The following is a 23,407-nucleotide window of genomic DNA, read 5'->3' on the forward strand; positions in this document are numbered from 1 at the left end:
ACGCGACGGTGATCGCGGCTATGAACAGGCCGGCCATCAGGTGTCCTGGCGCACGGGACCGAAGACGTCCGGGTGATCGGCCTTCCACTGCTGCCAGTGGGGAGACGGCTCGTCACCGAAGGAGTGGACGCGATCCATGACCTGCTCCAGCGACAACCTGCCGGTGACTTCCCGCGACTCCGATCCCGGCGGGCCAGGCACGAATGTTGGCCCGTAGATCCACGAGCATCGGCGGTAACCCCAGTCGTTCTCCGCGTACTTCAGGAACACTGTGGTGTTCCAGCCGGAGTCGACGTCGAGCGCGCGCTGGTCCATCTTGCGGGCGTAGCCCTGGTTGCCGAACCAGTAGTGCCGGTGCTCCTGGAGGAAAGAGACGAGCATCTTCGCTTCGGCGTCTGTCGGGCGTTCGGCGCTGGCGAACGGCCACGGTGGGTCGAAGGTGTTGCCGGTGTCGGCGCTGGTTCCCAGGTACGCGGCGACGTAGTGCCAGGTGGGATTGAAGCTGGTGACCACTGGGATGCGTAGCGCGGTGAGCGGGTCGTCCTGCTTGGCGTCCGTGCCGAAGGGCCAGTCGGTGTCGGTCATGGGGCGGCTCCAGAAGGCGGGGAAGGCGCAGTTTTAAGGTGGCGTGGTTGCGGGCCGACGTTGCCCCGGCCACGAACGGGGCCGGGGCCGGGGGTGGTTAAGCGGCTGCGGGATGAAGCGCGGTGACTGATCCGATCCCGACGTGCAGCGCGATCGGCCGCCAGTCGCCGATCGGCACCAACGCGTACCCGTTGCAGTCCCAGTGCTGGCAGTCGTCGAAGCGTGCGCACTCGTGCACGCGGAACTCCTGGCCGTGAAGCTGCTCGATGGAGCCGTGGTAGCGGACCTGCGTGCCCTCCTCGAGCCATACCGGGCGGACGGGCTGCGGGGCCTTGACGGGCTCCGGGGCGACGTCCACGGGCACACCGTGGCCGGCCTGCTGCCGGGCGTGGACGACCTGGGCCGCGCCGTGGCGCAGGTTGCGGGTCCAGGCCGCGGAGAAGAAGTCGGCGTTGGCCGGGTCGTACCACTCGACGTGCACGCGGGTGCCCGCGCCCTGGAACAGCACGCCGACGACGTCGCCCTGGTGGACGACCTTCCAGCCGTTCACGGTGAGGCGGAACGCGTCCTCGTCGATGCCGCGGGTGTTGAGTGCGTCGGTCGCCCATTCCCACTCGGCGACCTCGGCGCGGGTCATGGCCTGGTCGCAGCGGGGAGATCGCGGGCGCTGGCGACCTTCAGGCAGGCCGCGGGCAGGTCAGTGAATGCGTCCGAAGTCCGTGAGCTGGACTCCGTGTTCCCTGGCGACGGCCATGAGGTCGTCGAGCAGGTAGTAGGCGGCGGTCCTCTGCGCCGGGCTGACCTGGACGGAGGCGGCGGCCGCCTCTCCGGCCGTGCGTGTAGTTGCGCTCGTCGCTCATCTCAGAGACTCCTACTGGGGGTTGGGGAAGCCGTGGGAGCGCAGGACGTACTCCGGGTAAACGTGCCAGCCGGTGTCCTCACCACGGTGCCGCTGGGGTGTTGAGGTGCTCGGCTGCCAAGCCTCCAGACGTGACAAGGATGTTGTTCATTGCCAGATCCGGATCAGCTGCGCTGATCCTCTTCGTGGTGACACGAGGCTCAGCGAAAACGAAGATCCCCGGTGACGGAGCGGGGCAGGCTCCATCACCGGGGATCGCTGTATTCGGTTCTCGGTATTCGGAAGCTGGGCCATGACTACGGCGAGTGACGGAAAACGGCGAAAGGGGCCCTGGAAGCAGGGCCCCTTTCCATTCCGGGTGTTCAGCTCTTCTTGCCACCCAGGTTGGTACGAACCCGGGAGGCCGGCTTCTCCGCCGCCTTCGAGGTCTCGCCGACATTGATGCGGACGCGGGACGTGGGAGTGCCAGCGGTCTTGGTCTTGCTGCCGAGGTTGATGCGGACGCGGGACTGCTTGCTCACGAATTGCTCCTTCATCGGGACGGCGAAGACTCCACCACCAGGTGGTGTCAGGCTTGGCTCAGCCGAACGGCAGCTGCTCGTCCACGGCGCTGGCGTGCGCGACGGCCGGGGCAGCAGCGGCGATGGGAGCAGCCTGGGCCTGCAGGTTCTGGTTCTGGGCCTCGGCCTTGGTAACGCGCTCGGCCAGGCGGGCCTGGGTGGTCGCGCGGGACTCCAGGAAGGAGATGTTCTGGATCTCGAGCTTGACCTCGAAGACCTCCACACCGTTCTTGGTGTAGCGGTTCATGCGGGGCTCGTAGCTGAGGGAGACCAGGTCGCCCTTGTGCACGTGCGCGAAGGGGCCGGTGCCCGGGGTCTGGGCGCGGACGAATGCCTCGAACGGAAGGGCGTCGGAGATGCGGTTGCCCTGGGCGTCGGTGTAGCTGCGGTCGACGAAGACGGTGAGCATGACCTTCTTGGAGCCGTCCTTGTTCTCGAAGACCTTCGGGTCGTTCGCCAGGCGGCCGATGACGGAAGCGGTGCTGTTCGGGTTCGACATGGTGGATTCTCCTTGAATACAGCGCAGCGCCCGGATCGACGTCATCGTCCGCGCGCAGTTGGGTGGGTTGTTGAGATGTCCAGTTGTCTGTCATGCCACCATCCGGATCAGCTTCGCTGATCAGATGATGTTCTCTTTCAGTGCTTCTTCCGAATCAGCTATGCTGATCGAATGCTTGTCATTCCGAGTCCCGAATCGGCTTTGCCGATCAGACTCGTGTTCTTCGCTGGGTTACCGGCCACTCCCCCGACCAGACCTCCGGCGTGATGCCCGGATGTCCCGCAACTCGGCCTTCAGTTGGTCCGCTCGTGCGGTGTCGTCGACCTTGCAGGCGAGCCGGTAGGAGTGTTCGAGATCGACGATCTTGCCTCGGTGGACGACTGCCAGGGTGAACCAGAACATCAGCAGGACCAGTCCGACGGCGATGGGGATCCCGAGACTTACAGCGTCACCTGCACTTCGTAGGCCGTTGAACCGAAGGGTCCGACGGTGAGTGCGTGCACCGGCTTGACCAGACCGGCCCGCTCCAGGCGAGCCGTCAGGCCCGAGTGCTCGGACCAGTCCTTGATGAAAACGTTCCCGGGCTCGGGCGTGAGGCCGTAGCCCTGCAGGCTGATCGAGATGGGCTCGGCGGGACCCTCGGCGTTTTCGAGCTCCAGCACGCGGAACTCGTCGTCGTGTACGAGCGCTCCGGTCAGCTCGATGCAGCCGAAGTCGACGGTGACGTCGTGCTTCACGGTGGTCGTGGACTCAGCCATGGTGGTCTCGCTCTTCTCGTGATGTGGATTGGGGACGCCGACAGGCGCGATCAGCTGATGCCTCCGCTTTCGCATGCTCCGTGGGCCTGAAGCACGAGCGACAAGGCGGGGGCGGCAGGCTGGTGGCGGTTCGCGGTCACGGCTGGTCCCCTTGGAGTACGGCGCGCAGCCGGGCGGCCGTGTCGGTGTCCTGACCCTCCAGCAGCGCCAGGGCCCGCTCGATGCGCTGCTCGGCCGTCAGGCGCCGGCGGCGCTCGGACTCAGCACGCTCGTGCAGCTCCTGGATCGCGGTGTTGAGCTGCCGGTTGGTGCGGGTGCGGAAGATGGGGAACATGACGTGCTCCTGGTTCAGAAGGTGATCTGTCCGATGGAGTGAGCGACTGCGGCGGCGCCGGTGTTGAGCTCGTAGCGGCAGGAACACAACCGACCTCATGGGCTCCGTCACAGCGGTGGGATTCGAACCCACGAAGCGATCGCGCCCGTGGGCGAGGGGGATGCCGATGGCCCTGCAGATCACTTCCGGATCGACTGCGTCGATCCAGATCAGTCACCGACCGGAACCTGTTCGCGATACAGCTCGCTGATCCGGGCAACGGCTTCAGCTGGAGGCTCATAGACCGGCGGCAGCTCGCTGAGTGCGATGTCGAGGTCTCGGGCATCCGGCAACGGTTCAGGTCGGAGCATCGCTGCTCCGTCGGCAGTGCTCAGGTAGAGCTCGATCGCGCGCCCGATACGCCTGTTGCGGGTCAGCACTCTGCTGATGCCGTTGACCTCGTCGAGGGCCAGGTCGAGGGTCACCGCCCGGTTGAGCGCCCGGCGTACGCGGTGCTCGATGGTGCAGTGCGCGTTCAGATCGATGGTGGTGTCCTTGTATCCGAGCAGCACCGTGTCGAAGACGCCCTCGATGCTGTCCGGGAGCTGCCAGCCGGGGAGATGTCCCAAGGTGCCGTCCGTCTCGCGGTCGTCGGCGTCGAACAGACGGTTCCAGTCGTCGCGCCGGCGCATCCACTCGTCCTTCCGGATCTCCTTCGGTCGATCAGCCTGGTTCTGGTAGTGGTAGTCGACGAAGAAGGGCCGGCCGTCGGCTTCGAGAGCCATGAGCGCGTCGGTGTACGCGCGGTTCCCGGCGAAGGGGTACGCCAGCCGGCGCGTGCCGTAGTCGTCGTCGACCTGGCCGAAGACGATGCTGAAACGCAGCGGGTCATGGAACGTCATGCGGTCATCGAGCCCGGCCTGCTCGTCGAGCCAGAGCTTCCGGGCCCGGTAGACGGTGTAGTTGTGCAGGGGGCCGCCCATGTCGCGTTCGCGCACCTCGGTGTCATCGACGACGCGGGCGACATTCCTGGCGATGACGGGCACAGCCAGCTCGCGGAAGACCTCACGCATGCGCTTGGAGATCACGCGGGTGAGTTCGAAGAGGTCGGGCGCGTGCGCGGTCAGCCGCAGCCCGTCATACAGCTCGGTGCTCATCGGATTTTCCGTTCTCAGGATGCTCCTAGAGCTGTCAAGCATCTGGAGCGAGGTCGTTTTGAGTGATGTGCGTGGCCGGTGTGCTGGTCAGGGCGCGGTAGACCTCGCGGGCGGCGAGTCGCTTGAGGCAGCGCATGATGTCCTTCTTGGACAGCCCTTCCTTGGTGCGGCGTTCGACGTAGGCGCGGGTGCGTTCGTCGAAGCGCATCCGGACCAGCACGATGGTGTGCAGCACGTTGTTCGCGGCCCGGTCACCGCCGCGGTTGAGGCGATGGCGGTGGGTACGGCCGGCCGAGGCCGGGATCGGAGCGACACCGGCGAGGTGCGCGAGCGCCCTCTCGGACCGCATGTGTTCGGGGTTGTCCCCGGCCGAGGTCAGCAGCTGGCAGGCGGTCTCGCGGCTGACGCCGAACAGATGCAGCCCGAGCCGTACACCCGCCCGCATCGCCCGCGTGACCGGGGTCGTGCCCGCCGCCGAGCAGCACCTCGCGTCCCGCCCCGCCGCCCGGCATGCGCGTGATCGGGTATGTGCGCATCGACGGCATGCTGCACCCGCAGTACGGGCCCGAGTATCAGCCGGTCGCCTACGCCCCGCCCCGGCGCCGTCCGGGCTCGACCCGCAGGCGCAGCGCACAGCCGCGAAGGGCGTGTTCGCTGTGGGCGCGGGCGCGGGCTCGTACTTCGGCATGCTCGCGCTGCAGATCCTCGTCGGCAACCTCGTGCGGCTACTCGCCGCCGCCGCAGTGGTCGCCGTCGTATGGTGACCGCGGGCGGCAGACGTGGGGGCGCGTCGACGACATACGTCACGAACAACCGCGGGTTCCTGGCAGGTTGAAAGTCGCAGAATGGGCGGCGCCGTTGACCTTGGAACGCGACAATGCGGCCATGACTGCTTATCTGCTGTCGATCAACGGGGCATTCACGCGGCACGCGACGATCGAAGAGGCCGGCGAGGCAGCCATCGCAGCGATTGACAGTCGCCTCGACCGGGCGACAAGCACATTCGTACGTGATGCGAGGATCGTGAAGCGGGCGTTCGCCTCCGGAGACGTCAAGGCCGCTACGCGTGAACACGGAGAGTGGTACGGATCCCTGGGCAGTTCCGGCGATGCCACGATGCATGTCCGAGTGATCGAGGACGTGACCGGGAAGCTCTGGGCGGAAGTAGCAGCAGAGGCAGCCACGATCGACGACATGGACGCCGAGCCGGACGCGCACCGCGACACGCTGCTTGGACAGCACTTCGGCGGGCTCAGTGAGGAGTCGGCCGACGCAGTACGACGTGAGATGCAGCGCCGGGAAGACGCCGGGCTGCCCGCAGTACCTGAGATGCACTGGGAAGACTGACCGGCCGCCCCTGCAGCACCCGCTCGGCACCCCGCCGGGCGGGTCCCGCAAGGCGCCACGGCACATCCCGAACAACCGTGGGGTTTCTGGCAGGCTTTCGCTCGCAGAACGGCCCGCGCCGATGAACACCGGAGAGACACCTTGACCGAGCAGACCAGCCACCAGGACGACCGCGGGACGCGCGTACGGCGCCCCTTCGGCTACCGGCCGTACCTCGTGCCCAACGACGCGGGGCGCCTGCTCGGCGAGCTGACCGCCATGTACGCCGACGGCGACGTCGGCCTCGAAGGGATCGCGAAGGTTCTCAAAGCGTCTGACGACGCCGGCCGCACCTTGGAAGACAACGCCCTCGGCGTGCTCGACGTGCTGCGTGCCGAGGGCACCCTCGACGCCGCGACGTACGAGCGGCTGCGGGGCGCCGTCGAGCGGGCGGGCGATGAACAGGTCGGCGAGGCCGGTGCGTACGTCATGAGCACCCGCGAGCGGACAGACGAGCCGGCCGGCGAGGGCGGTTTCGTCGACGACTTCACGTCGGCCAAGGGGGACTGACCCGCCGTTGGCCCTTCTGAGCCCAGCGGCGTTCATGCGGTCCGGTCCGGACGGTCCATGTCCCCAACGGTGACACCGGCGGCAGCCAGCACCCGGGCGAGCCCGGCACCGTAGGCGCCGAAGTCCCCCCTCCACACCGGCCGGGAACGACGGAAGCAGGCGGTGTCAGCGCTCCTCGCTGATCTCGATCAGGTCGGTGCGGATCGCGCCCATCGGGTCCGGCGCCTGCACCCGCAGGCGCACGGGTTCGCCAGGCACCGGCGGGATCGGTTCGACGGTCAGGATGTCGCCGTATTGTGTGCCGGCCTTCTTGTTCAGCGCGGTATGGATCAGTGAGCGTTTTCAGAGCGGCCACTGATCGGGTGACGGGCTGGTGTCCCGCAACGCACGAAGCTCCTGTGCCGTTGAGAGAGGTGTTCGACGTCTCAACTCATCAGCGCAGGAGCCTCGTTGGTTCCCTATCCTGCCGCACTCGACCTGCCTCACGCGCTGGTCGAGTGGGTAACCATGCTCATCGTCACCCGTGAGGGTGACCGCCGTTGCAAGCTCCCGCCTCACCAGCGTGCTCTCGTCGGCCTGGTCTACCTTCGCCGGCACGACCCGCTGACGCAGATCGCCGCCGGCTTCGGCATATCCGTCGGCACCGCCCACGCCTACGTCACTGCCGTCGTGAACCACCTGTCCCGGCGGGCGCCCGGTCTGCTGCGCGTCCTGCGGGAGACCGACCCCGACTACGTCCTGCTCGACGGAACCCTCGCCGAATGCGACCGGGTCGGTGACAGTCGGGCTGACTTCTCCCAGAAGCACCGCCGCCACGGGGTGAACGTGCAGGTCGTTGCCGATCCCGCGGGCAACCTGCTGTGGATCTCGCCCGTCCTGCCGGGCCGCACCCACGATCTGACCGCGGCCCGCACCCACCGGATCATCCGGATCTGCGAACGCCAGGGCGTTCCCGTGCTCGCCGACCGCGCCTACATGGGCGCCGGCCCATGGGTGACCACACCCATCAGACGTCCACCCGGCCGTGACCTCACACTCACCCAGCGAACCGTCAACCGCGCGCTCTCCGCGGCGCGGGCTCCGGTGGAACGCGGTGTGGCGCGACTGAAGTCCTGGCGGATCTTCCGCAGGGCCCGGTGCAGCCCGAATCGAATGTCGTCAATCGCCGCAGCCGTCCTCACCCTGGAGCGGCACCGCTGAAAGAGCTCAGTGTGCGCAGCTCGATCGGGCTCATCGCCGGACCTCCTTGACGCTCGGGGTGCCGTTGAACTTCGCGACCCACGCTCCGGGCAGTCCGGTCAGGCGGGCCGTTGCGGTGCCGTCCGGGTTCGGCGCCCAGCCGGCCATCGCCGTCCGGCGCGCGTCCTCCTCGTCCAGCGCACGGACGGTCGTGGTGATCGGAGCCGTGATCGTGACGGTGAACGTCTTGAGCGGCGGCGCCGTCCTGCGCCACTTACGGTACTGAGCAACGGCATGCTGGTAGCGCACCATCTCCCGCACGTACTGCTCGATGCGTACGAACCCGCGCGCCGCGTCGTGGCCGGTGGTGTCGATGTCGCTGAACCGCACCCACTCCCCGGTACCGACCCCGCAGGGACCCGAACGCTCGTACAGGGTGTCCAGCGGGGCGCCTGCGGCCTTCGCCTTCGCGCACCGATCCTTGATGTACTCGGCGTGGGACCCGATCTCTACGGCCCAGGCGACCATGTGCAGGTAGCCGTTATGCTCGGCGGGATCGGTGACGTGGCTGATGGCGCCACCGTAGGGCGGGTTGAACTTCGGCTCCTGCACGGTCAGCTCTCCTTGATCGCGGTGTCGGGGGTGGTGGTCGGAATGTAGAGACGGCGTCCGTCGACCCTGCACTTCGAGGAGAAGCCGGTCAGGTGCGCGACGCGGTTCGGGTACAGCGGCTCGACGCCTTCGTTTTGGACGCAGGCCCAGTCGTTGATCTCGTTCGCGACGGTGTCGGCCTTCGCGTAGTCGTCGAAGATCACGCCCATATGCTGCTTGGCCCTGGCCTCCAGCTTCGGGGTGACCGCGATGGCGACGACGAAGTTAGCCAGGTTCTCGTGCTCGACGAGGGTGTAGCGGGGCATGGTCAGGTCTCCTTAGGGGTTTTCAGGAGGTGGGTCGGCCGAAGAACCCGGCGCTGATGAGGTCCGTGTTGTGTTTGACCATCAGGTCGTAGAAGGCGGCCCGGGCTCGGTTCATCACCTCGATCTCGTCGGCCAGTGCGCCGTGGATGGTCTCGACGGCGACGTTGTCGTCCTTCCGGCATAACAAAAGCGGCCCACCGGAATGGTGAGCCGCTGAGTTGTTGTGGCGTCCTTGGGTCTACTGCTCTTCGTGACAGAGCCCGTTGTCGATCAGGTACGTCTTGTCGGCAGCGAGCTGCCGGATCTTCTCGATATAGCTGGAGCTGGTCCTGGCCCGTGTTGCGGCTGCGTCCGTGATGATCCTCATTGCGGACTGCCACTCTTCTGCGCTGCCTTCTGTCTGGTGCGCCTGCTGCAGTCGTCCGATCAGGCGGTAGGACCGCACGAGATCCTGGGCCAAGTCGCTCGGTGCGGGAAGCGGCATGTGGTGGAGGCTGCTCCACGGCGTGGTGAGCAGCGCGGTCGAGCTGACAACGGCGATCTTCATTGGTCAGGGGTTCCTCTTGAAGATGAAGACGCGCCCGTTCTCCTGGACGAAGGCCTCGTCTTCCCTGAGCACGTACTCAGTTGAAGCGGGTGAGGGACGCGTACGACTTCTCGGCCTCGATCCGAACGTTGTGGGCGAGCTGCCTGTCGAACTGTACGTCCGTCAGCTTCTTCGTGCCGTCGGCTGCGGCCACGCCGACGTTCTCTCGGACTTCCTCGACCGTTGTGAACCGCTGCTCGTCGGCGTCAGCGTCCCAGCGGGAGCACCGGACGGCGCCCTCCCACATCCGGATGCGGACCCACACCTTCTCGATGTTCCGCACGGTGATCTTCTCGATGCCGACGATCCGCAGCATCTTCGCCAGGTGCTCCTGCACGTTGCTCACCGGTGCCCCTCCTGCTCGATGATCGCGGCCAGCGTCAGCTCGGCCCACTGCTTCTTGACGTTCTCCACTCCGAGCCTGGAGTTCGGGTAGCCCTCGCGCGGGTTCGGCACGTTCTCGCGGATCGTCATGCTGCCGATACGCGAGCCGTCGCTGAGGCTGAACCGGCGGCCGTCGAACTCGGCGTACTCGCACGCCTCGGTCGACTCGCAGTTACAGACGCTCGTGATGCTGTCGGCGAAAATGCTGTTGCCCTTGAGGCTCTCTCCGAAGTACTTCACGGCCAGGGAGCGACGGACCTCGCCGAACACGTCCAGTGACATGTTGTGCTCGTCGGCGTACTTCTCCAGCAGGACCACGTCCGTCTTGCGCTCCGCGGTCTCGTCCTGCCCCGGGCCGCCACGCGGGTCCCGGTAGTACCAGACCACTTCAACCGTTCGAGCCGGGCTCACTTCTCCGCTTCCTTCCAGTAGTCGCTCTCGGGGTGCGCTTTTCCTTCGTCATGTCGTGACCTCCCTGACCTTCTTCAGTTCCTCGACCCACACCAGGAGGCGGACTGCCGTCGTGGTGGTGGGCTGGCAGAGAATGAATCCGGTGTTGGCACCGATGTCGCCGTAGTCCTGGTCGACCTGGTCGTAATTGACCACCAGCAGGTTTTCTCCGCCGAAGGTGACCAGGTCGCCGGGCCCGATCCCGAAATACGGGGTCCAGTGATCGGCGGCGCAGTACGCCAGCCACTTCTCTTCGATTTCGGCGGGCCGCTGGTAGACGCCCTCGAAGCCGGGGCCGGCCAGCCGGTTCGGGCACTCCGTGATGACCTCGCCGACGCTGTCGATGATGTCGATGACGTACACCTGGAGCAGACCCGCGCGCATTTCTGCTGCGTCCTTGACGTCCCACCAGTCGCTATCCCGGGGGTACGCGTCGGGCTCGTCGTCGAACTGAATCCGGACCCTGATCCTTGGCGACATGCTCTGCTCTGCGGCACCGTTGCGGGCCAGGCACGGGCGCCAGCGCTTGACCCGGTTGGTGCGCATGTAGCTGTTGCCGCATTCCTCGCACACCTGGTCGTGCACCCGGCGCACGTTGTCCGCGAGCGGGGAGTCGTCGTTGTACTCCAGGAGGTGGGTCGCCTTGTTCTGGCAGCCGCCCGTCGTGCACGTCTTACGCAGCGGTGCCCGCACTGTGCTGCTCCTTCCATGCGGCGTACACCTCGGCTGCCTTGGCCGGGACGAGCCAGGGGAAGGTGTCAGCGAACTCCCGGTACACGTCGGCGTCGGTCTTGTCGTAGGAGGAGAAGGGGTCGCCGGTCGGCCCGGTGATCAGCTCCGGGTTCGCGCGCAACTCCAGGATCGTGGTCTTGCAGTTGCGCTGGTACCACAGGACCTGGTGGCCGAGCCGGGCCAGTTCCTCGGGCTCGTAGCAGTCGTTACACAGGCGCACGAGCTGCCGGGACAGCTTGTGGATCACCATGACCTCGGCGCCCTTGTAGGTGTAGCCGCCGCAGCGCAGGCACTTGAAGTAGAAGTCGTTCCACTCCCGGGCGTCCTTGTGGATCTCGGAGTGGTCGGTGATGATCTCGAAGTCCTCGACCGCCGCCGTCAGTTCAGCCAGCGGAATGACCTGCGTGCTGGCGTGGTCAGGCTCCAAGAAAGCGGCGTACGGCTTGGTGGGCTTGCGCCGATACCAGTTGCCGTCCCGCTTCCGGAACTGCTCGATCCTCGCGTAGTGATGCTCAGTGAAACCGTCCTCAGTCTCGATGCTGATACGGACCATGTCGCCGATGGAAAACACTTCTTCCCCTCCCTAAAAACCGGCGGACGAAATGTGAGTGCCCAGTGCAGGAATCGAACCTGCCGAATGCCGCATAGAGGAGGACAGCTTCCGCTGTTCGTCGGCCGGGCCCGACATTTAGGCGTCGACCAGAACGCCCCAGACGTTATCGATGATTTGCGCGCCCTCGTCCTTGACGTACGTCTCGTACGCCTCTTGCAGCGCGCGTTTGTGGTCGTCGACCAGGAAAGAGGCGGCCCACGCCATGCTGTCCTCGTCGTCCCGCTCGTCGACCGGGGCGGTGATGGTCTCTTCCGGCATGTCGTCGGGGAACTCGTCCGACGACTCGATGATGAGATTGCCGCCGTGGTCCCAGCGACCCATCAGAAGAATCACGGTCAGATCTCCCAGCCTTCGAAGACCCCGTCGAGAACGCCGAGGATCTGAAGGTGCTTGGCGTCGTTCTCTGCTTCGCCGGCCGCTCGCTCCAGTTCCTCGCGTTCGGCGCGCGGGCTGTCACCCTCCGACTTGAGCTGCTTCCATGCTTCGAGCGCCGACCGCAGCTCCCCGCACTTGACCTTGAGGATGTTGCGGTTCTCCTCGGAGATCACCCGGTCCCCTGAGCGGACGAGCACCGTCATGTGCGGGTGGTCGGTCTGCATGCCGGGCTTGGCGTGCCAGGCGTCCGGAAGCTGGCCGCCCTCTCGGGCCGCTTTGTCGATCGCGCCGAAGTGCTCCAGGAATCCGCTCTGAACCGGCGTCAGCTTCACGCCTCGGCCTTGAGTGCTGCGGAGCGCTGCGCAGCATGCCGGTCAGCACGTTGTGCGATCCGTTGGCGTCGTACGGCTCGGAGACTGCGGGCATGGGTGTTTTCCCTCTCATGTCGTGGGCTTGGCCTCACGGAACTTGATCTGTCCCTTGACCTGGACCTCGTGGCCGTGCAGCGCATCGGCCGGCACGTGGTTGCCGCAGGTGGTGCAGGTGAACGTGTGCTTCTCCCAGGGCTGTTCGCAGTAGAAGCAGGGGTCATCGTCGTACTGTGGCGTGCGCATCAGCGCGATGCGCTGCGGGTTGCCCTCGGCGTGCACGGTGGCGTAGTCATGCGGGAACATCACGGCGGCCTGGCGGACGTTGTCCTCCGTGATGAACTCCGGGTGCGACAGGCCCCACTCGCGCAACTTCCTGGCGATCTCTCGGGCCAGGGCCTGCGGCAGCTCGTAGTCGTCGCGAACCCAGCGAGTCAGACCGGCCTCGGTCGGCGACTTCTCCCCGAGCTTCATCCACTTCCCGCACCGGTCGCACTTCTCGTCCTCGATCTCGCCGCGCTCTCCGTCCGGCAGCTCGGTCAGCTCCGTGCGGGCCTGCTGGCTGGTGATCGGCTTTGGGAAGTCGCTGGCGTCGTAGGAACGCTCGTCGCTGTAGTCGACTCCGACCCGCTCGGCGGCCCGTCGGATGGCCTCGTCCTGCTCACTGCTGCGGGCGACCTTGATGCCGTTCGCTCGCATCCGTCCGACCGTGCAGGAGGGGCAGAGGTTGTCGTGTGCATACGTGTAGCCGACGACTGCCATGTTCAGCCCTCCTGCTTCTCGGTGCTGAACTTGATCCACGAGCCCTGGAAGGCACCGAACTCCGCGCCGTCCTTGAGGCGCATCGATCCGCGCGTCCCGGCGACGAGCCAGCCCACGTGCCGGATGCCGTGCTCTTCGGTCGCCTCGACCAGGCGGTGGTAGCCGATCAGGTCGCCGAGTCTGATCAGCTCGGCCTCTTTCCTCAGCAGGGCCTCGTCGACCGGCGGGAAGACGTCCCGCTCCAGGTGCTCCCAGATGAGCTTGGTCAGCTCGCCTATGTGCTCGTACGAGGGCTCGGGCGTCTCGAACCCGCACGCACACATCCCCGCATAGCCCTCGTATGAGGGCAGCCGTCGGAAGCTGTGGTAGCCGGGCTCACCGCTCTCGACGATCATCTGCTTCGCCGTTTCACGGGCCCACTGCGCGCCGGGGAGGTCATCGTCCAGCCCCAACTCAGGGATTTTCGACATGATTACGCTCCTTCGAATTCTTGAATTCCGCTCTTGCCTTCGCATGCTGCGCATTCGCACAGGTGCACCTTGTGCAGTTCGCTCGGCTTGAACGCGCCCGTCATCGACCATGGAGCGCTCGCCGTCTTGCAGGCGAATTCGACCGCCACCAGGCCGGGGCAGATCACACTCTTCACGTAAGCCTCGAAGGAGAACGGCGAGCGGACTACCGAGAGGAAGCTCCGACTGGTCGGCACGTGGTAATGCGGCCGGGCCCGCACCAGCGTCCCGTTCTCCGCCAGCATTTCCGCCGAGTCCTCGGCATGAGTGATCGGCTCACCGATCGGCCGAACCTCCCTGCTGAACGCCGAATACCTGACATACGTCTCCGGCTCGTTATCCGTCTCGGTCCCCTTGTTCGCCACGTTCACTCCTCCTCACTGATGGGCATGCGCGTTCCATCGACGTGCACAACAAATGCCTGACTGAAATTGCGCCCCTCGTACTCACGGACCTGCATTCGGACCTGAGGCTCGCCCTTTTGCTGATGCGCTCGCGTCTTCGACCTCGATCACCTCGACGCCCGACACGTGGGCGTAGATGTCCTCGACCGTCCGCAGCAGGGACCGGGTGTCTTGCTCCTTCACGTCACCGGCGTCCAGATCGAGGAGCATGTCGTCGATCACGATGCGTGCGTACGTCAGCTGCTCCCGGACCGTCGGCTCACCCTCCGAGCGCTCGGTGGGCCGCTCGGTCATGCGTGTCGCCCGCGACAGCACGGACTTGACGACGTCCCGAGCGCTGCGCCGCTTACGCCGCTTGACCTCCCGCACCACCGGCCGGGATGCCGGATCGCTCTGCCCGTAGACGTACGGCTTGGTCAGATTCACCGGCGCCAGGTGCGACTTGTGACGGGTCGGCGACTGGCCGCGCGCCATGGTCCCTTGCCGACCCTCGACTGTGGTGATCCGATTCCGTCGGGAGTTGGTCATGCGGTGCGGATTCCTTCCTTTTCGATGATGGACGGCAGCCCCAGGCGTGGGAGTTGAGGGCGGTCAGATGAATGGAGTGCTGGTCTTCAGAGACCGTGCTTCTCGTGGTCGTAGGGCTCGTTCGGCCGGTGGACCGCGATGCGCGCGATGGGTGTGGACCCGTCGGTCTCCGGGCGCTGCGCGGCCGGTGCCGGCGTCCGGGTCTGGGTGCTGATCTCACGGGCGATCCACAGGATGCAGGCGACGATGGCCAGCACGATGAAGAGGAGCGCCAGGCTCTGTAACGCCGTCAGGGGGTGCATGGGGAAGGTCCTTTCGGAGAGTGGAGCGTGGGAGCCGCCGACTCACAGAGCTCGGCGAGGGTGTGGCCGCAGGAGAGGTAGGTGACCTCATACAGCGGGCCCTGGCCCCAGCGCGGGTCCCAGTCCTCGGGCGGCAGGGCGGGTTCGACGGTGCATTTGACGATGTCGCGGGGCAGGCCAGGCTCACTGGTCTCGTCGTAGGAGCAGAAGGGGCACCACTCCCGCTCGGGCAGCTGCGCGGCGACGCCGTGCAGTTCAGGCGCGGTGACCGTACGGGTCATCGCGGCCGACGCGGCGTCGGCCGGGAGGAGGTCAGCGATCGGTGCGACGATGACGGTCATGGGGTCCTCGGCTCGGTCGTAGTGGGATTTGCGCACGGCTGAACAGCGCGCAGCGGGAAAAGAACGCTTGTGCAGATACCGATGGATTTCAGCCGCAAGCCAGCTCTGTGGCCCGCGACCAACTGCCCATCCGGAAGCGGATGGTGGTGGCTGGCGGGACATCACCCTTCAGGTCCGCCGGATCCGTGCGCCATGCCTCGTAGGCCGCCAGCGTCGTGGATCCTGTTTCCAGCAGACACCGGCGGATCGCGGCGATGAGCTGCTCCTGGGTCCACTTCGTCGTCGCATCCTGCAGCTGTTTGGGCTGTGCGACCGTGTCGAGGCCCGCGAGCTCTAGCGCGCGGTTCCAGCTGCCGAATCGGCGCTCGTAGAGCGGAGCTGATGGATCGGCATCCCTGCGGCGCCGCTCGAACGTGCGACGTCCGAGGGTGCTGTCCCCCTGCGCCATACGGATCAGCACTCGTAGGAGCTGCCGGTCGGTGTAGACGACCGGACCGGGCTTCATGGGCGCGGGGACGTGCACAGCAGACAGAGTCATGGTCCGTCCTATCTCTCGTTCTGAAAGCCGGATGCGTGTCAGAGCGTGTGCACCTGCACGAGCTGCTGGTCATGGGTGATGGACGCGAACAGCGCGTTGAAGGTCCGAGGGAACTGGCCGCAGCAGGTCGAGTCGTCCATCTCGACGTCGAGGTACGGCCCTTCCTTGAGCCAGGCGGCGGCCTGCTTGTCGACGTAGACCGGGTTCTCGCCCTCGAAGACGATCGGTACCGGGTCTTCTGGTCATCGCTCACGTGCAGCGTGAGCGTCAGCAGATCGACGTCGGTTGTGGCCCGAACAGAAGCAAGAGCAGTCATGTCGAGCAGTCCTTCGTAGGAGGAGATGAGAGGCCCACGAACAGCCGCCCGACAGAGGGGCCACCCGCAGCCGAAACGCGCACGAGGTGTCGCAGAGCCCTCCGGATCAACTCCGTTGATCCCCAAGCGCCAAACAGGCCCGCAGGCACCCTGCGGGCCCGAGCCCCGCTCGGCGCGCCCTCTGCACCCCCTTACTTCGCGACATTCTGACTCATCACAGACTGCCATTCAATAGGCATTCGCATAAGATACCCTCGAAGACCAGTCGATCCAATCGGACTGGCCAGCGACAGGCGAGGCGAGGCGAGAAGTGATGAAGACCTGGAGGACGAGGAAGGCTGCGCCCGCGGCCGCAGCACTCGGTGTGGCCGCGGGCGCTCTGCTCGCCGGATGCGCCAGTGGCGACGGCAGCACAACCCAGGCGCCATCTGCGCCGAGTCCGACCATGAGCACCGCCAAGGTCACCGATATGGCCCTCGGCGAGGCGCTGGACAAGCTCGCCCTCCAGGGCACTGAGAGTTCCAGAAAGGACGGCGGAGCCTGCCTAACCAGAGCAGTGCGGAAGGCGGGAATGCCGGAGGAGGCACTGACCCACATCGTCAAGGCCGACAGCGACGACATGGGTGCAGTCATCGACGGACTGAACAAGGTGAGCGAGGACGACGCCGCGCTCCTGGCCTCGCGGTCGCTGCGCGAGGACTTCGACGCGTGCATCGACAAGGCCGTACTTCCGAACGGCAGCAGCCCCAAGACTCGGAGCTACGCGCCGCCGAAGGCAGCCGCGAAGCCTGTAGCCGATAAGCCGAACCTGAAGCCGGCTTACCCGGTCCGCGCGGATCAGCCGGTCAACTCGTCCATCGAGCTCACCAAGGGCCTGGTCTCCATGTTCTCCTCCTACGCCCGGGACGAGGGCCAGAAGAAGACCTACGCGGCAGCCGGCCAGTGCCTGTCGACCTTGGTGTACAACGCGGGCTTCAGCCAGGAGGCGCTGCACTTCTTCGCCGGCGGCGCGCCCCTCGGCACCGGGTCGATCGTCGAACACCTGCCGAACGACAAAGACAAGGCGATCTGGCAGTCGCCGAGGTTCACCCACGGGCTCGTCGACTGCGCGACAAATGCGACCCCGACTCCCATGCCCGGCCCCTGAGCGGAGGTCCATCAGACAGACGAAGGGCCCGGTGCGCCATGTGTCGCACCGGGCGTTTTCTCTTCTCGCCGTCACGCGAAGGCAGGTGTGGTCCACAGCAGGTGACCCCGCCCGAGAGGAAAGGAATCGAGCAAGGCCACCTGCTGCGGCGATGCGCCACCAAGGGGGGACTGACTAGGCGCGGCTGCGACTCTACTGGTATTCGAACGGAAGCACAAAGAGTGCAGATGGCTTATCAAGTAGCGTTGATAAGATGACCTCATAGATTAATCAAATAAGGCAAGGAGAAGCCGCGCATGACCGTCACACAGGAGTGGGAGAAGACGACGCAGCCCGCGCGCGGCACGAAGAAGAAGCCGCCGGGCGCGACACAGAGCAGCAGTAGTGGGCGCCAGGGCATGTTCATCCGGCTGGATCCGGACGACAAGCAGCGCGCGAAGTACTGGGCTGACAAGCGCGGGTTCTCCTCGGTGAACGAGTACGTGGCCGAGGCGGTGGTCGAGAAGATCCGACGCGAGAACCTCGACTACGACCTGCCGACCCTGGAGATCGCGCGACTCAACGAGCTTGTCGACCAGGTCGCGGCGCTGGCGAAGAACTCGGCGAACCTCGAACGCGTCGTCACCACAGGCTTCGACTCCCTCATCGGGCTCACCCGCGGCGACAACTACCTCCTGGATGACGAGGACGGCGAGCTCGGATGAGCCGGGACTTCGCAGAGATGCTGGAAGCGGCCACACCCACCGCCGAGGTGATGGAGGTGGACACGTCCTTCCTCGACGCCTACCGGCGCGGCGGGAGCGAGGAGCTCAAGCGCGTCCAGGCCCAGGCGGCACAGCCTGAGCCTGAGGTGGCAACGCCCGAGCCAGAGGCGCAGCTTGACGAGGCCGGCGACGTCGACTCTCAACCCGAGGTTGAAAGTCTGCAGGCTAATCCCGATGAAGACGCCGAAGAGGATCGTCTGGACCTGGAGCCGGACTACGAGCGGGCCGGCGGATCCAACCAGCGTGGTGGTGGTGACGGCGGTGGACAGGGAGGAACTGCCGGGGCGCTCCCGGGCGGTGCGCCGGCAGGCCCTATGACTGATGTTGTTCCGGCTCCCGGGGCACAGCCGGACCTCGAGGACGCTGCCGCGGCTGAAGTCACTTCTCACGACGTCGTCGCCACACCGGATGAATCCGAGCACGTAACGCCCGGCTCTCTCCAGCTCACCGACCATCAGGACGCCGTGCAGAGTGCGGCAACGAAGGGCGGATCGGGCAGCACAGCCGAGACCGCCACGCTCCCCCAGTCGGGCTTCCGGCTCGCCGGCGTGCAGAGCCAGCCGCACATCAAGGCGCTGCCCGAGAGCATCATGAACGCGCTGCGGGAGCAGCTGCGAGCAGCCGCGGTCCGTGAGTTGGGCGTGAGCGACAGCACTGCTCGGGAGTTCAGCCAGCGGCTGAGCCAGGGCACGCTGGTGACGGCGTTCCTGCTGGCGCAGCTCGACCTGCACCTTGATGCCGATCCTGCCACCGAGCGCGCCGTCGAGCTGTTCCGCTCCCGCGACCCGCTGCTGGGCAGCGTGGTGGCACGCCTGGCGAACATCGAGGCCGCTGAACGCGAGCGGGACGGGGTGCTACGCAAGCTGCGTGACGAGCTGGGCGAGGTGCGCCAGACCAGCGCGGTGATCGAGCAGGCGCTGGCGTACTCCATCGCCGACCGTACGGAGAACTTCCTGCGGGGCTCGCACAACCTCCACGACGCTCCGATCACGCACAAGGAGGCGATCTACTTCCGGGACAAGGCCCGTGAGGCGACCAGGAAGCAGCTGAAGCTTGAACGCGAGCGGGACGGACGGCCGATTCGATGACAACGGCGAGCGAGGAGAAGCTCTTCCCAGCCTGGCATCGCTGCAAGACGTGCGGCAAGGGTCTGGGCCTCCGCGCCCAGGACCCGGTGTACCTCGGCCTGTACTGCAGCCCGCGCAGTCAGCCTGACCCCCGTTGTTCGCGGGCGAAAGCCAGTGGACGAAGACCCGCCGGATACCGGAGCCGCACGCGCACGAGGACGACCTGCGCCACCTCGCCTACCAAAGATGATGGACGCCGCCGGCCTCCAGCGCGGCCGCCTGCGGGGCCTTGCCCTCTGAGCCGAGCACCTCATCGACGGCGCCGACGCTGCCGAGCAGATCCCCCTTCGACCGGGCCCGTGAATCCCGGCTCGTGGCCGAAGGTGCCGTCGACCGGATCCGCGACAAGTTCGGCGTCGCATCATCGCTCCTGCCGCGGTTCACCGCCGCGTGTCCTGACCCTCGCTCGCAGCTACGCCTCCTGCTCCCCGCCGTCCGGGCCCGCGGCCGCCGCCAGGGCGGCGTGCCTGAGACCGCTGCGTGCGTCCGGGCGTTCCGGTTCGGCGACCGCGCTCCAGAAGCCGTGCGTGATGATCGTGGCGGCCAGTTCGCGCTCACGCTCGCGCAGTTCGGCGACTTGCTGCTGCTCCGAGTCCGTCCAGCCGGGAGAGTCCGGGTACGCGCGGGGCGCGGCGAGCCAGTAGCCCTCGCGCTCCCAGGCCTCCATCGGCTCCACGCTGTAGGGCAGCTTCTTGAACAGGGACGCAAGGTCGGCGCGCACCGCGTGGAGGTCGCGCTGCGCGTTGAGGAGATCGTCTGGGTAGTCGTACTTCGCCTTTGCCACGTCGGGATATTAGTTCGACCCCGCGCGGCCGGGAGCTCGGCGTGCCGGTCGCCGGCCCTGCGGCGCAGGCGCCGGGCAATCACGTTCGATCTGTCGCTCATCAGGGTGGCGAGCGCCCCCGAAGTGCTGTCACAGAGCCCCTATAGGTACGCGCACGCCGCGGCCGCGCATCGGTCGGTGGCGCACCGCCCACCATCCCGAGCTGCTCCCCGTACGCCCCGTGTACGGGGTGCAGCTCTGTTCACCATCGCCAGCGCAGAGGAGACCGCATGATCACCATCCACAGGGTGGCGCTCGCCACCCCCGCCACCATGGACGCCGACGCCTACCGGGAGTTCTGCTGGGGCGCTGGCCTGGAGCGCACGGACACCGGCTACGGGCTGCTCCTGGTCTTCGACGACATCGGTGACGAGTTCACCGCGGTCGTCAACGACGTGGAGTACGTGCGGCTCCTGACCCAGATCTCCGGGATCGCCGTACCCGCCGACAAGGTCACCTACATCCTGCGCAAGTGGCCGGACCTGCGGCCCGAAGCCGCCACCGTCTGGCCCTGACACAAGGTCACGCCCGGCCAGGAGGCCGGTCCGGCCGAGACGTCGCGCAGCAGGTCGGGGCCGGCGCCGTCCGGGCCGACCCGCCCCTGCACCGCCTTGATGCTGGTCAGGCTCCCGCCGATTCGCGAGATGGGGATCGGATGCGTCGGGTGGTGGGCGAAGTGCTGCTGGATGTCGTCGTGAAGATGCGTCGACGAGCTGGTACTGGTGCGAAGAGAGCTGTGGCGCGATCCGCGTCGGCCACACGCGCATGGGTGAGCGGGAGAAGTTCCGGATGTTCGAGGACCTCGCCGCGGACCTGCCGGATCTGCTGATCAAGCTCAGGGGTCAGGCCACGCGCAAGGAGGTCGCCGAGATGGCCGGCGTGCGGCCCATCCGGCTGAAGGTGCTGAAGGAAGGCCCGAAGCACCGTGAGGGACTCTAGACGCTCGGCAAGGTGCTGCGGTTGTACCGCGTCCGGCCCGGCGTGGCGTTGCCGACTGGGCGGTGACAGCGCTCGACAGATGACGACCCCGAGAAGCACAGCTTCTCGGGGTCTTCTCGTTTTTCGACGAGCGGCGATTGCTCGAACAGCGTGCCGGCGCCGGCCTTCTTTACATGACCCTCGCACCATTCAGAATCCTTTCAGGACCCTTTCAACTCTCATTCAGTCACCCTTTTTGAGTAGGCTCGTACTCGTTTCCAAGTCAACGACGATAAGGAGTCGACATGGTCGCGATCGTGGTCGCAGAGAAGCCGAGCGCAGCGAGGAACATGGCCAGCGCCCTCGGCGGGACGAAGGGCAGCTACAAGGGCACGGCCTACGAGGTGGCGAGCCTGCGGGGTCATCTCTACGAGTTCGTCCAGCCACACGCGATGGTGGACTCCTCGCTCGCGGACGCCTATCAGAAGTGGGACCTGGGCAATCTGCCGTGGAACCCACAGGATCTTTCGTGGAAGCGCGAGCCGCAGAAGAACGTCGCCGACGTCATCAAGACTCTGCGTTCTGCGCTCAGCCGCGGCGACGAAATCGTCATCGCCACGGACCTGGATCCGTCCGGCGAGGGCGACCTGCTCTTCTGGGAGGCGATCGACGAACTCGGCTTCCATGGCAAGCGGTTCAGCCGCATGGAGTTCACCGACGAGTCGAAGGCCTCGATCCAGAAGGCCTTCGAGCAGCGCCGGCCGGTGAAGTCCATGCAGGACGAGGGCGATTACCGCAAGGCGATGTACCGCTCGCAGTGGGACTTCCTCTCCATGCAGTTCACCCGTATCGCCACAGCGATGGGCCGCCAGTCCGGTCGGGACCTCGTGCTACGCCAGGGCCGGCTGAAGTCGGCGATGGTCTTTCTCGTCGGCGACCAGCAGAAGGCCTATGACGCGTACGTCAAGAAGCCGTTCTTCCAGAACCGCTTCCGCGACGAGAACGACGTCATGTACACGAACCCTGATGAGCCGCGGTTCGACCAGAAGGGCCAGGTGCCGCAACAGTACGGCCCCTCCCCTGTCGTCCTGGACAGCAAGGCGGGCAAGAAGACCGCGCCGCCGAAGCTGCTCGACCTGGCGTCCCTGTCCTCGATGCTCGTCGGCAAGGGTGTGAAGGCGAACCTGACGCTCTCGACCTACCAGAAGATGTACGAGGACCAGGTCGTCTCGTACCCGCGCACGGAGGACAAGACGATCACGCCCGAGCAGTTCAAGGACCTCGCCCCGCTGGTCGACAAGATTGCCGCCGTGGTCGGCGTCGACGCTGGGCTTCTGACGCACCGCCAGCCCCGGTCCACACACGTGAAGCCCCAGGGCGCGCACGGCGCGAATCGTCCGGGCCTGAAGGTGCCTTCTTCGCTGGACGAGGTCGAGCACAAGTACGGCAAGGCCGGGCGGCTCATCTACGAGATGCTCGCGAAGAACTACCTGGCCATGCTCGCCGAGGACTACCTCTACGAGCAGCAGAAGGGCCACGTGGAGAAGTACCCGGACTTCGTCGGCATCGCCAATGTGCCCAAGAACCCCGGCTGGCGGGCTGTTTTCGATCCGGACGCCGGCGACGACACGGCTGAAGGCGACGAGAACGAGTCCGGCAAGGGCCTGGGCCAGATCGCGGAGCCGTTCATCTTCGAGGGCGCGAACAAGCGCCCCGAGCATCCGACGATGAAGTGGCTGATGAAGCAGCTGGAGAAGCGCGACGTGGGCACGGGCGCGACCCGCACCTCGACGTATTCCGAGGTCACCAATGGCAAGGCGAAGTACCCGCTGCTGACGGAGAAGGGCCGGAAGCTCAGGCTGGCGCAGGCCGGCGAGATGAGCTGGCGGCTCCTGCCGGGCACGCGCATCGGTGACCTCGGGCTCACCGAGAAGGTCTACGCCGACATGCGCGACATCGCCGCCGGGACGGCGACCGCCGAGGAGCGCCTGGCCGTCGTCGCCGACTGGGTGCGCGAGGACATTGCCACGATGACGAAGAACGCCGCGTCCATGCGCGCCGAGCTGGGCCTGAAGGAGCAGGTGGTCGCTGCGCGCGCCGAGGGTGTGTGGCAGGCCGCTCCGGGCGGCCCGAAGAAGGTCGCCTTCAAGAAGATCTGGTCGGGCCACGAGTTCAGCGATGATGAGGTGGCGAAGCTGCTGGCGGGCGAGACGATCTCGTTCGAGGCCACGAACAAGGCGGGCAAGCCCTACACGGCCACCGGAGCGCTCGGCCTCGGCGACTACAAGGGCCGCAAGTTCGTCGGGTTCCAGCTGGAGGTGCCGGACAAGCCGACGAAGTGGTCCGGCCGGACGTTCACGCCGGCGGAGGTCACGGCGCTCTTGGCGGGCCAGTCGCTGGAGATCGACGACTTCGTCAGCGCGAGGACCGGCAAGACCTTCGGCTGCAAGGTCAGCTGGGACGCGAAGGCCAAGAAGATCGTCCCCGACTTCGGCTCCGGCGACGAGCCGCCGCGGTCCTGGTGCCAGGTGACCTTCACCGATGCGCAGCGCAAGGACCTGGCAGCCGGCAAGACCATCCAGGGCACGGGGTTCGTCTCATCGAAGGGCAAGACCTTTGACGCGAAGGTCGCCTGGAAGGAAGAGGGCGGCAAGAAGAAGATCGTGCCGTCGTTCGGCTGATGCCCGGACAGGCACT

General features: G+C 66.5%; 34 protein-coding genes and 1 pseudogene. 9 read left to right on the forward strand and 26 right to left on the reverse strand.

What is annotated here, in order from left to right; genetic code table 11:
* Positions 1-36: 36 nt before the first annotated feature.
* The 8 genes and pseudogenes from ACIOC0_RS19380 to ACIOC0_RS19415 all read right to left on the reverse strand — a co-directional run.
* On the reverse strand, positions 37-585 hold the full coding sequence (locus tag ACIOC0_RS19380; protein WP_402156268.1) for a hypothetical protein: 549 nt from the start codon (positions 583-585) through the stop codon (positions 37-39).
* Between the two features lie 97 nt (positions 586-682).
* The gene (locus ACIOC0_RS19385; RefSeq protein ID WP_402156269.1) at positions 683-1,222 is read right to left on the reverse strand and encodes a hypothetical protein; all 540 of its coding nucleotides are present in this window, start codon (positions 1,220-1,222) and stop codon (positions 683-685) included.
* Positions 1,223-1,806: 584 nt separating this feature from the next.
* The gene (locus tag ACIOC0_RS19390; protein WP_402156270.1) at positions 1,807-1,965 is read right to left on the reverse strand and encodes a hypothetical protein; all 159 of its coding nucleotides are present in this window, start codon (positions 1,963-1,965) and stop codon (positions 1,807-1,809) included.
* A gap of 58 nt (positions 1,966-2,023) precedes the next feature.
* Entirely contained in the window at positions 2,024-2,503 is a 480-nt protein-coding gene (locus ACIOC0_RS19395) for a single-stranded DNA-binding protein (protein ID WP_402156271.1), read from the reverse strand.
* A gap of 440 nt (positions 2,504-2,943) precedes the next feature.
* Positions 2,944-3,261 (reverse strand): hypothetical protein, encoded by a 318-nt coding sequence (locus tag ACIOC0_RS19400; protein WP_402156273.1) that lies wholly within the window; start codon positions 3,259-3,261, stop codon positions 2,944-2,946.
* 136 nt (positions 3,262-3,397) lie between these two features.
* Positions 3,398-3,595: a hypothetical protein gene (locus ACIOC0_RS19405; protein ID WP_402156274.1), complete on the reverse strand. Its 198-nt coding sequence runs from the start codon at positions 3,593-3,595 to the stop codon at positions 3,398-3,400.
* Positions 3,596-3,804: 209 nt separating this feature from the next.
* On the reverse strand, positions 3,805-4,731 hold the full coding sequence (locus ACIOC0_RS19410; RefSeq protein ID WP_402156276.1) for a hypothetical protein: 927 nt from the start codon (positions 4,729-4,731) through the stop codon (positions 3,805-3,807).
* Positions 4,732-4,765: 34 nt separating this feature from the next.
* A pseudogene (locus ACIOC0_RS19415) lies at positions 4,766-5,140 on the reverse strand (IS110 family transposase); the annotation flags it as partial.
* 476 nt (positions 5,141-5,616) lie between these two features.
* On the opposite strand from ACIOC0_RS19415, the gene ACIOC0_RS19420 reads away from it, so the two are divergent.
* The 3 genes from ACIOC0_RS19420 (at position 5,617) to ACIOC0_RS19430 (ending at position 7,827) form a co-directional block, all read left to right on the forward strand.
* Positions 5,617-6,078 (forward strand): hypothetical protein, encoded by a 462-nt coding sequence (locus ACIOC0_RS19420; protein ID WP_402156277.1) that lies wholly within the window; start codon positions 5,617-5,619, stop codon positions 6,076-6,078.
* 141 nt (positions 6,079-6,219) lie between these two features.
* Complete coding sequence (locus ACIOC0_RS19425) at positions 6,220-6,627, forward strand: hypothetical protein (protein WP_402156278.1); 408 nt, start codon at positions 6,220-6,222, stop codon at positions 6,625-6,627.
* Positions 6,628-7,077: 450 nt separating this feature from the next.
* Positions 7,078-7,827: a transposase family protein gene (locus tag ACIOC0_RS19430; protein WP_402156280.1), complete on the forward strand. Its 750-nt coding sequence runs from the start codon at positions 7,078-7,080 to the stop codon at positions 7,825-7,827.
* A gap of 30 nt (positions 7,828-7,857) precedes the next feature.
* Here ACIOC0_RS19430 and ACIOC0_RS19435 read toward each other — a convergent pair whose 3' ends face one another.
* From ACIOC0_RS19435 to ACIOC0_RS19515, 17 genes are all read right to left on the reverse strand, one after another.
* A complete protein-coding gene (locus ACIOC0_RS19435) occupies positions 7,858-8,418 on the reverse strand; it encodes a hypothetical protein (protein WP_402156282.1) in 561 nt (186 codons plus the stop codon).
* A 2-nt stretch (positions 8,419-8,420) separates the two neighbouring features.
* Positions 8,421-8,723 carry a hypothetical protein gene (locus tag ACIOC0_RS19440; RefSeq protein ID WP_402156283.1) on the reverse strand — a complete coding sequence of 101 codons (303 nt, stop codon included), beginning with the start codon at positions 8,721-8,723 and terminating at the stop codon, positions 8,421-8,423.
* A 22-nt stretch (positions 8,724-8,745) separates the two neighbouring features.
* The gene (locus ACIOC0_RS19445) at positions 8,746-8,910 is read right to left on the reverse strand and encodes a hypothetical protein (protein WP_399978097.1); all 165 of its coding nucleotides are present in this window, start codon (positions 8,908-8,910) and stop codon (positions 8,746-8,748) included.
* A 51-nt stretch (positions 8,911-8,961) separates the two neighbouring features.
* The gene (locus ACIOC0_RS19450; protein WP_402156284.1) at positions 8,962-9,270 is read right to left on the reverse strand and encodes a hypothetical protein; all 309 of its coding nucleotides are present in this window, start codon (positions 9,268-9,270) and stop codon (positions 8,962-8,964) included.
* 76 nt (positions 9,271-9,346) lie between these two features.
* A complete protein-coding gene (locus tag ACIOC0_RS19455) occupies positions 9,347-9,655 on the reverse strand; it encodes a hypothetical protein (protein WP_402156286.1) in 309 nt (102 codons plus the stop codon).
* Positions 9,652-10,104: a hypothetical protein gene (locus ACIOC0_RS19460; RefSeq protein WP_402156287.1), complete on the reverse strand. Its 453-nt coding sequence runs from the start codon at positions 10,102-10,104 to the stop codon at positions 9,652-9,654. Before ACIOC0_RS19460 ends, ACIOC0_RS19455 begins: the two co-directional genes overlap by 4 nt.
* A gap of 48 nt (positions 10,105-10,152) precedes the next feature.
* Positions 10,153-10,836, reverse strand: a complete 684-nt coding sequence (locus ACIOC0_RS19465; RefSeq protein ID WP_402156289.1) for a hypothetical protein — start codon at positions 10,834-10,836, stop codon at positions 10,153-10,155.
* Positions 10,817-11,428 carry a hypothetical protein gene (locus tag ACIOC0_RS19470; protein WP_402156291.1) on the reverse strand — a complete coding sequence of 204 codons (612 nt, stop codon included), beginning with the start codon at positions 11,426-11,428 and terminating at the stop codon, positions 10,817-10,819. The genes ACIOC0_RS19465 and ACIOC0_RS19470 overlap by 20 nt, the downstream gene beginning before the upstream one ends.
* 135 nt (positions 11,429-11,563) lie before the next feature.
* Positions 11,564-11,821: a hypothetical protein gene (locus tag ACIOC0_RS19475; protein ID WP_402156293.1), complete on the reverse strand. Its 258-nt coding sequence runs from the start codon at positions 11,819-11,821 to the stop codon at positions 11,564-11,566.
* A gap of 2 nt (positions 11,822-11,823) precedes the next feature.
* Entirely contained in the window at positions 11,824-12,195 is a 372-nt protein-coding gene (locus ACIOC0_RS19480; protein ID WP_402156294.1) for a hypothetical protein, read from the reverse strand.
* Positions 12,196-12,303: 108 nt separating this feature from the next.
* Positions 12,304-12,993, reverse strand: a complete 690-nt coding sequence (locus ACIOC0_RS19485) for a hypothetical protein (RefSeq protein WP_402156296.1) — start codon at positions 12,991-12,993, stop codon at positions 12,304-12,306.
* Between the two features lie 2 nt (positions 12,994-12,995).
* Positions 12,996-13,463 carry a hypothetical protein gene (locus tag ACIOC0_RS19490; protein ID WP_402156297.1) on the reverse strand — a complete coding sequence of 156 codons (468 nt, stop codon included), beginning with the start codon at positions 13,461-13,463 and terminating at the stop codon, positions 12,996-12,998.
* A 2-nt stretch (positions 13,464-13,465) separates the two neighbouring features.
* Positions 13,466-13,867: a hypothetical protein gene (locus ACIOC0_RS19495; protein WP_402156299.1), complete on the reverse strand. Its 402-nt coding sequence runs from the start codon at positions 13,865-13,867 to the stop codon at positions 13,466-13,468.
* An 81-nt stretch (positions 13,868-13,948) separates the two neighbouring features.
* Entirely contained in the window at positions 13,949-14,434 is a 486-nt protein-coding gene (locus ACIOC0_RS19500) for a hypothetical protein (protein WP_402156300.1), read from the reverse strand.
* 86 nt (positions 14,435-14,520) lie between these two features.
* Positions 14,521-14,736: a hypothetical protein gene (locus tag ACIOC0_RS19505; protein WP_402156301.1), complete on the reverse strand. Its 216-nt coding sequence runs from the start codon at positions 14,734-14,736 to the stop codon at positions 14,521-14,523.
* Positions 14,724-15,113 carry a hypothetical protein gene (locus ACIOC0_RS19510; protein ID WP_402156302.1) on the reverse strand — a complete coding sequence of 130 codons (390 nt, stop codon included), beginning with the start codon at positions 15,111-15,113 and terminating at the stop codon, positions 14,724-14,726. Before ACIOC0_RS19510 ends, ACIOC0_RS19505 begins: the two co-directional genes overlap by 13 nt.
* A gap of 52 nt (positions 15,114-15,165) precedes the next feature.
* Complete coding sequence (locus ACIOC0_RS19515; RefSeq protein ID WP_402156303.1) at positions 15,166-15,615, reverse strand: homing endonuclease associated repeat-containing protein; 450 nt, start codon at positions 15,613-15,615, stop codon at positions 15,166-15,168.
* 761 nt (positions 15,616-16,376) lie between these two features.
* On the opposite strand from ACIOC0_RS19515, the gene ACIOC0_RS19520 reads away from it, so the two are divergent.
* The 3 genes from ACIOC0_RS19520 to ACIOC0_RS19530 all read left to right on the forward strand — a co-directional run bounded on the left by ACIOC0_RS19520 (position 16,377) and on the right by ACIOC0_RS19530 (position 18,930).
* On the forward strand, positions 16,377-17,078 hold the full coding sequence (locus tag ACIOC0_RS19520; protein WP_402156304.1) for a hypothetical protein: 702 nt from the start codon (positions 16,377-16,379) through the stop codon (positions 17,076-17,078).
* A gap of 296 nt (positions 17,079-17,374) precedes the next feature.
* Positions 17,375-17,782 carry a hypothetical protein gene (locus ACIOC0_RS19525; RefSeq protein ID WP_402156305.1) on the forward strand — a complete coding sequence of 136 codons (408 nt, stop codon included), beginning with the start codon at positions 17,375-17,377 and terminating at the stop codon, positions 17,780-17,782.
* Positions 17,779-18,930 (forward strand): hypothetical protein, encoded by a 1,152-nt coding sequence (locus ACIOC0_RS19530; RefSeq protein ID WP_402156306.1) that lies wholly within the window; start codon positions 17,779-17,781, stop codon positions 18,928-18,930. The genes ACIOC0_RS19525 and ACIOC0_RS19530 overlap by 4 nt, the downstream gene beginning before the upstream one ends.
* Positions 18,931-19,381: 451 nt before the next feature.
* Here the strand turns inward: ACIOC0_RS19530 and ACIOC0_RS19535 are convergent, their stop codons facing one another.
* Positions 19,382-19,753: a nucleic acid-binding protein gene (locus ACIOC0_RS19535; RefSeq protein WP_402156307.1), complete on the reverse strand. Its 372-nt coding sequence runs from the start codon at positions 19,751-19,753 to the stop codon at positions 19,382-19,384.
* A gap of 269 nt (positions 19,754-20,022) precedes the next feature.
* Here ACIOC0_RS19535 and ACIOC0_RS19540 point away from each other — a divergent pair, with 269 nt between their 5' ends.
* The 3 genes from ACIOC0_RS19540 (at position 20,023) to ACIOC0_RS19550 (ending at position 23,391) form a co-directional block, all read left to right on the forward strand.
* On the forward strand, positions 20,023-20,307 hold the full coding sequence (locus ACIOC0_RS19540; protein WP_402156309.1) for a hypothetical protein: 285 nt from the start codon (positions 20,023-20,025) through the stop codon (positions 20,305-20,307).
* A 250-nt stretch (positions 20,308-20,557) separates the two neighbouring features.
* On the forward strand, positions 20,558-20,731 hold the full coding sequence (locus tag ACIOC0_RS19545) for a hypothetical protein (protein ID WP_402156311.1): 174 nt from the start codon (positions 20,558-20,560) through the stop codon (positions 20,729-20,731).
* Between the two features lie 284 nt (positions 20,732-21,015).
* Entirely contained in the window at positions 21,016-23,391 is a 2,376-nt protein-coding gene (locus tag ACIOC0_RS19550) for a DNA topoisomerase (RefSeq protein ID WP_402156313.1), read from the forward strand.
* The last annotated feature ends 16 nt before the right edge of the window (positions 23,392-23,407 follow it).

This window comes from Streptomyces sp. NPDC088254 (genome assembly GCF_044740925.1).
Taxonomy (GTDB): domain Bacteria; phylum Actinomycetota; class Actinomycetes; order Streptomycetales; family Streptomycetaceae; genus Streptomyces.

Coding starts and splice junctions, on each gene's coding strand:
- ACIOC0_RS19380 (WP_402156268.1), bottom strand. CDS start 585: ATGACCGACACCGACTGGCCCTTCGGCACGGACGCCAAGCAGGACGAC.
- ACIOC0_RS19500 (WP_402156300.1), bottom strand. CDS start 14,434: ATGACCAACTCCCGACGGAATCGGATCACCACAGTCGAGGGTCGGCAA.
- ACIOC0_RS19515 (WP_402156303.1), bottom strand. CDS start 15,615: ATGACTCTGTCTGCTGTGCACGTCCCCGCGCCCATGAAGCCCGGTCCG.
- ACIOC0_RS19520 (WP_402156304.1), top strand. CDS start 16,377: ATGAGCACCGCCAAGGTCACCGATATGGCCCTCGGCGAGGCGCTGGAC.
- ACIOC0_RS19400 (WP_402156273.1), bottom strand. CDS start 3,261: ATGGCTGAGTCCACGACCACCGTGAAGCACGACGTCACCGTCGACTTC.
- ACIOC0_RS19405 (WP_402156274.1), bottom strand. CDS start 3,595: ATGTTCCCCATCTTCCGCACCCGCACCAACCGGCAGCTCAACACCGCG.
- ACIOC0_RS19440 (WP_402156283.1), bottom strand. CDS start 8,723: ATGCCCCGCTACACCCTCGTCGAGCACGAGAACCTGGCTAACTTCGTC.
- ACIOC0_RS19485 (WP_402156296.1), bottom strand. CDS start 12,993: ATGGCAGTCGTCGGCTACACGTATGCACACGACAACCTCTGCCCCTCC.
- ACIOC0_RS19420 (WP_402156277.1), top strand. CDS start 5,617: ATGACTGCTTATCTGCTGTCGATCAACGGGGCATTCACGCGGCACGCG.
- ACIOC0_RS19505 (WP_402156301.1), bottom strand. CDS start 14,736: ATGCACCCCCTGACGGCGTTACAGAGCCTGGCGCTCCTCTTCATCGTG.
- ACIOC0_RS19525 (WP_402156305.1), top strand. CDS start 17,375: ATGACCGTCACACAGGAGTGGGAGAAGACGACGCAGCCCGCGCGCGGC.
- ACIOC0_RS19450 (WP_402156284.1), bottom strand. CDS start 9,270: ATGAAGATCGCCGTTGTCAGCTCGACCGCGCTGCTCACCACGCCGTGG.
- ACIOC0_RS19490 (WP_402156297.1), bottom strand. CDS start 13,463: ATGTCGAAAATCCCTGAGTTGGGGCTGGACGATGACCTCCCCGGCGCG.
- ACIOC0_RS19395 (WP_402156271.1), bottom strand. CDS start 2,503: ATGTCGAACCCGAACAGCACCGCTTCCGTCATCGGCCGCCTGGCGAAC.
- ACIOC0_RS19545 (WP_402156311.1), top strand. CDS start 20,558: ATGGGTGAGCGGGAGAAGTTCCGGATGTTCGAGGACCTCGCCGCGGAC.
- ACIOC0_RS19385 (WP_402156269.1), bottom strand. CDS start 1,222: ATGACCCGCGCCGAGGTCGCCGAGTGGGAATGGGCGACCGACGCACTC.
- ACIOC0_RS19550 (WP_402156313.1), top strand. CDS start 21,016: ATGGTCGCGATCGTGGTCGCAGAGAAGCCGAGCGCAGCGAGGAACATG.
- ACIOC0_RS19470 (WP_402156291.1), bottom strand. CDS start 11,428: ATGGTCCGTATCAGCATCGAGACTGAGGACGGTTTCACTGAGCATCAC.
- ACIOC0_RS19410 (WP_402156276.1), bottom strand. CDS start 4,731: ATGAGCACCGAGCTGTATGACGGGCTGCGGCTGACCGCGCACGCGCCC.
- ACIOC0_RS19540 (WP_402156309.1), top strand. CDS start 20,023: ATGATCACCATCCACAGGGTGGCGCTCGCCACCCCCGCCACCATGGAC.
- ACIOC0_RS19530 (WP_402156306.1), top strand. CDS start 17,779: ATGAGCCGGGACTTCGCAGAGATGCTGGAAGCGGCCACACCCACCGCC.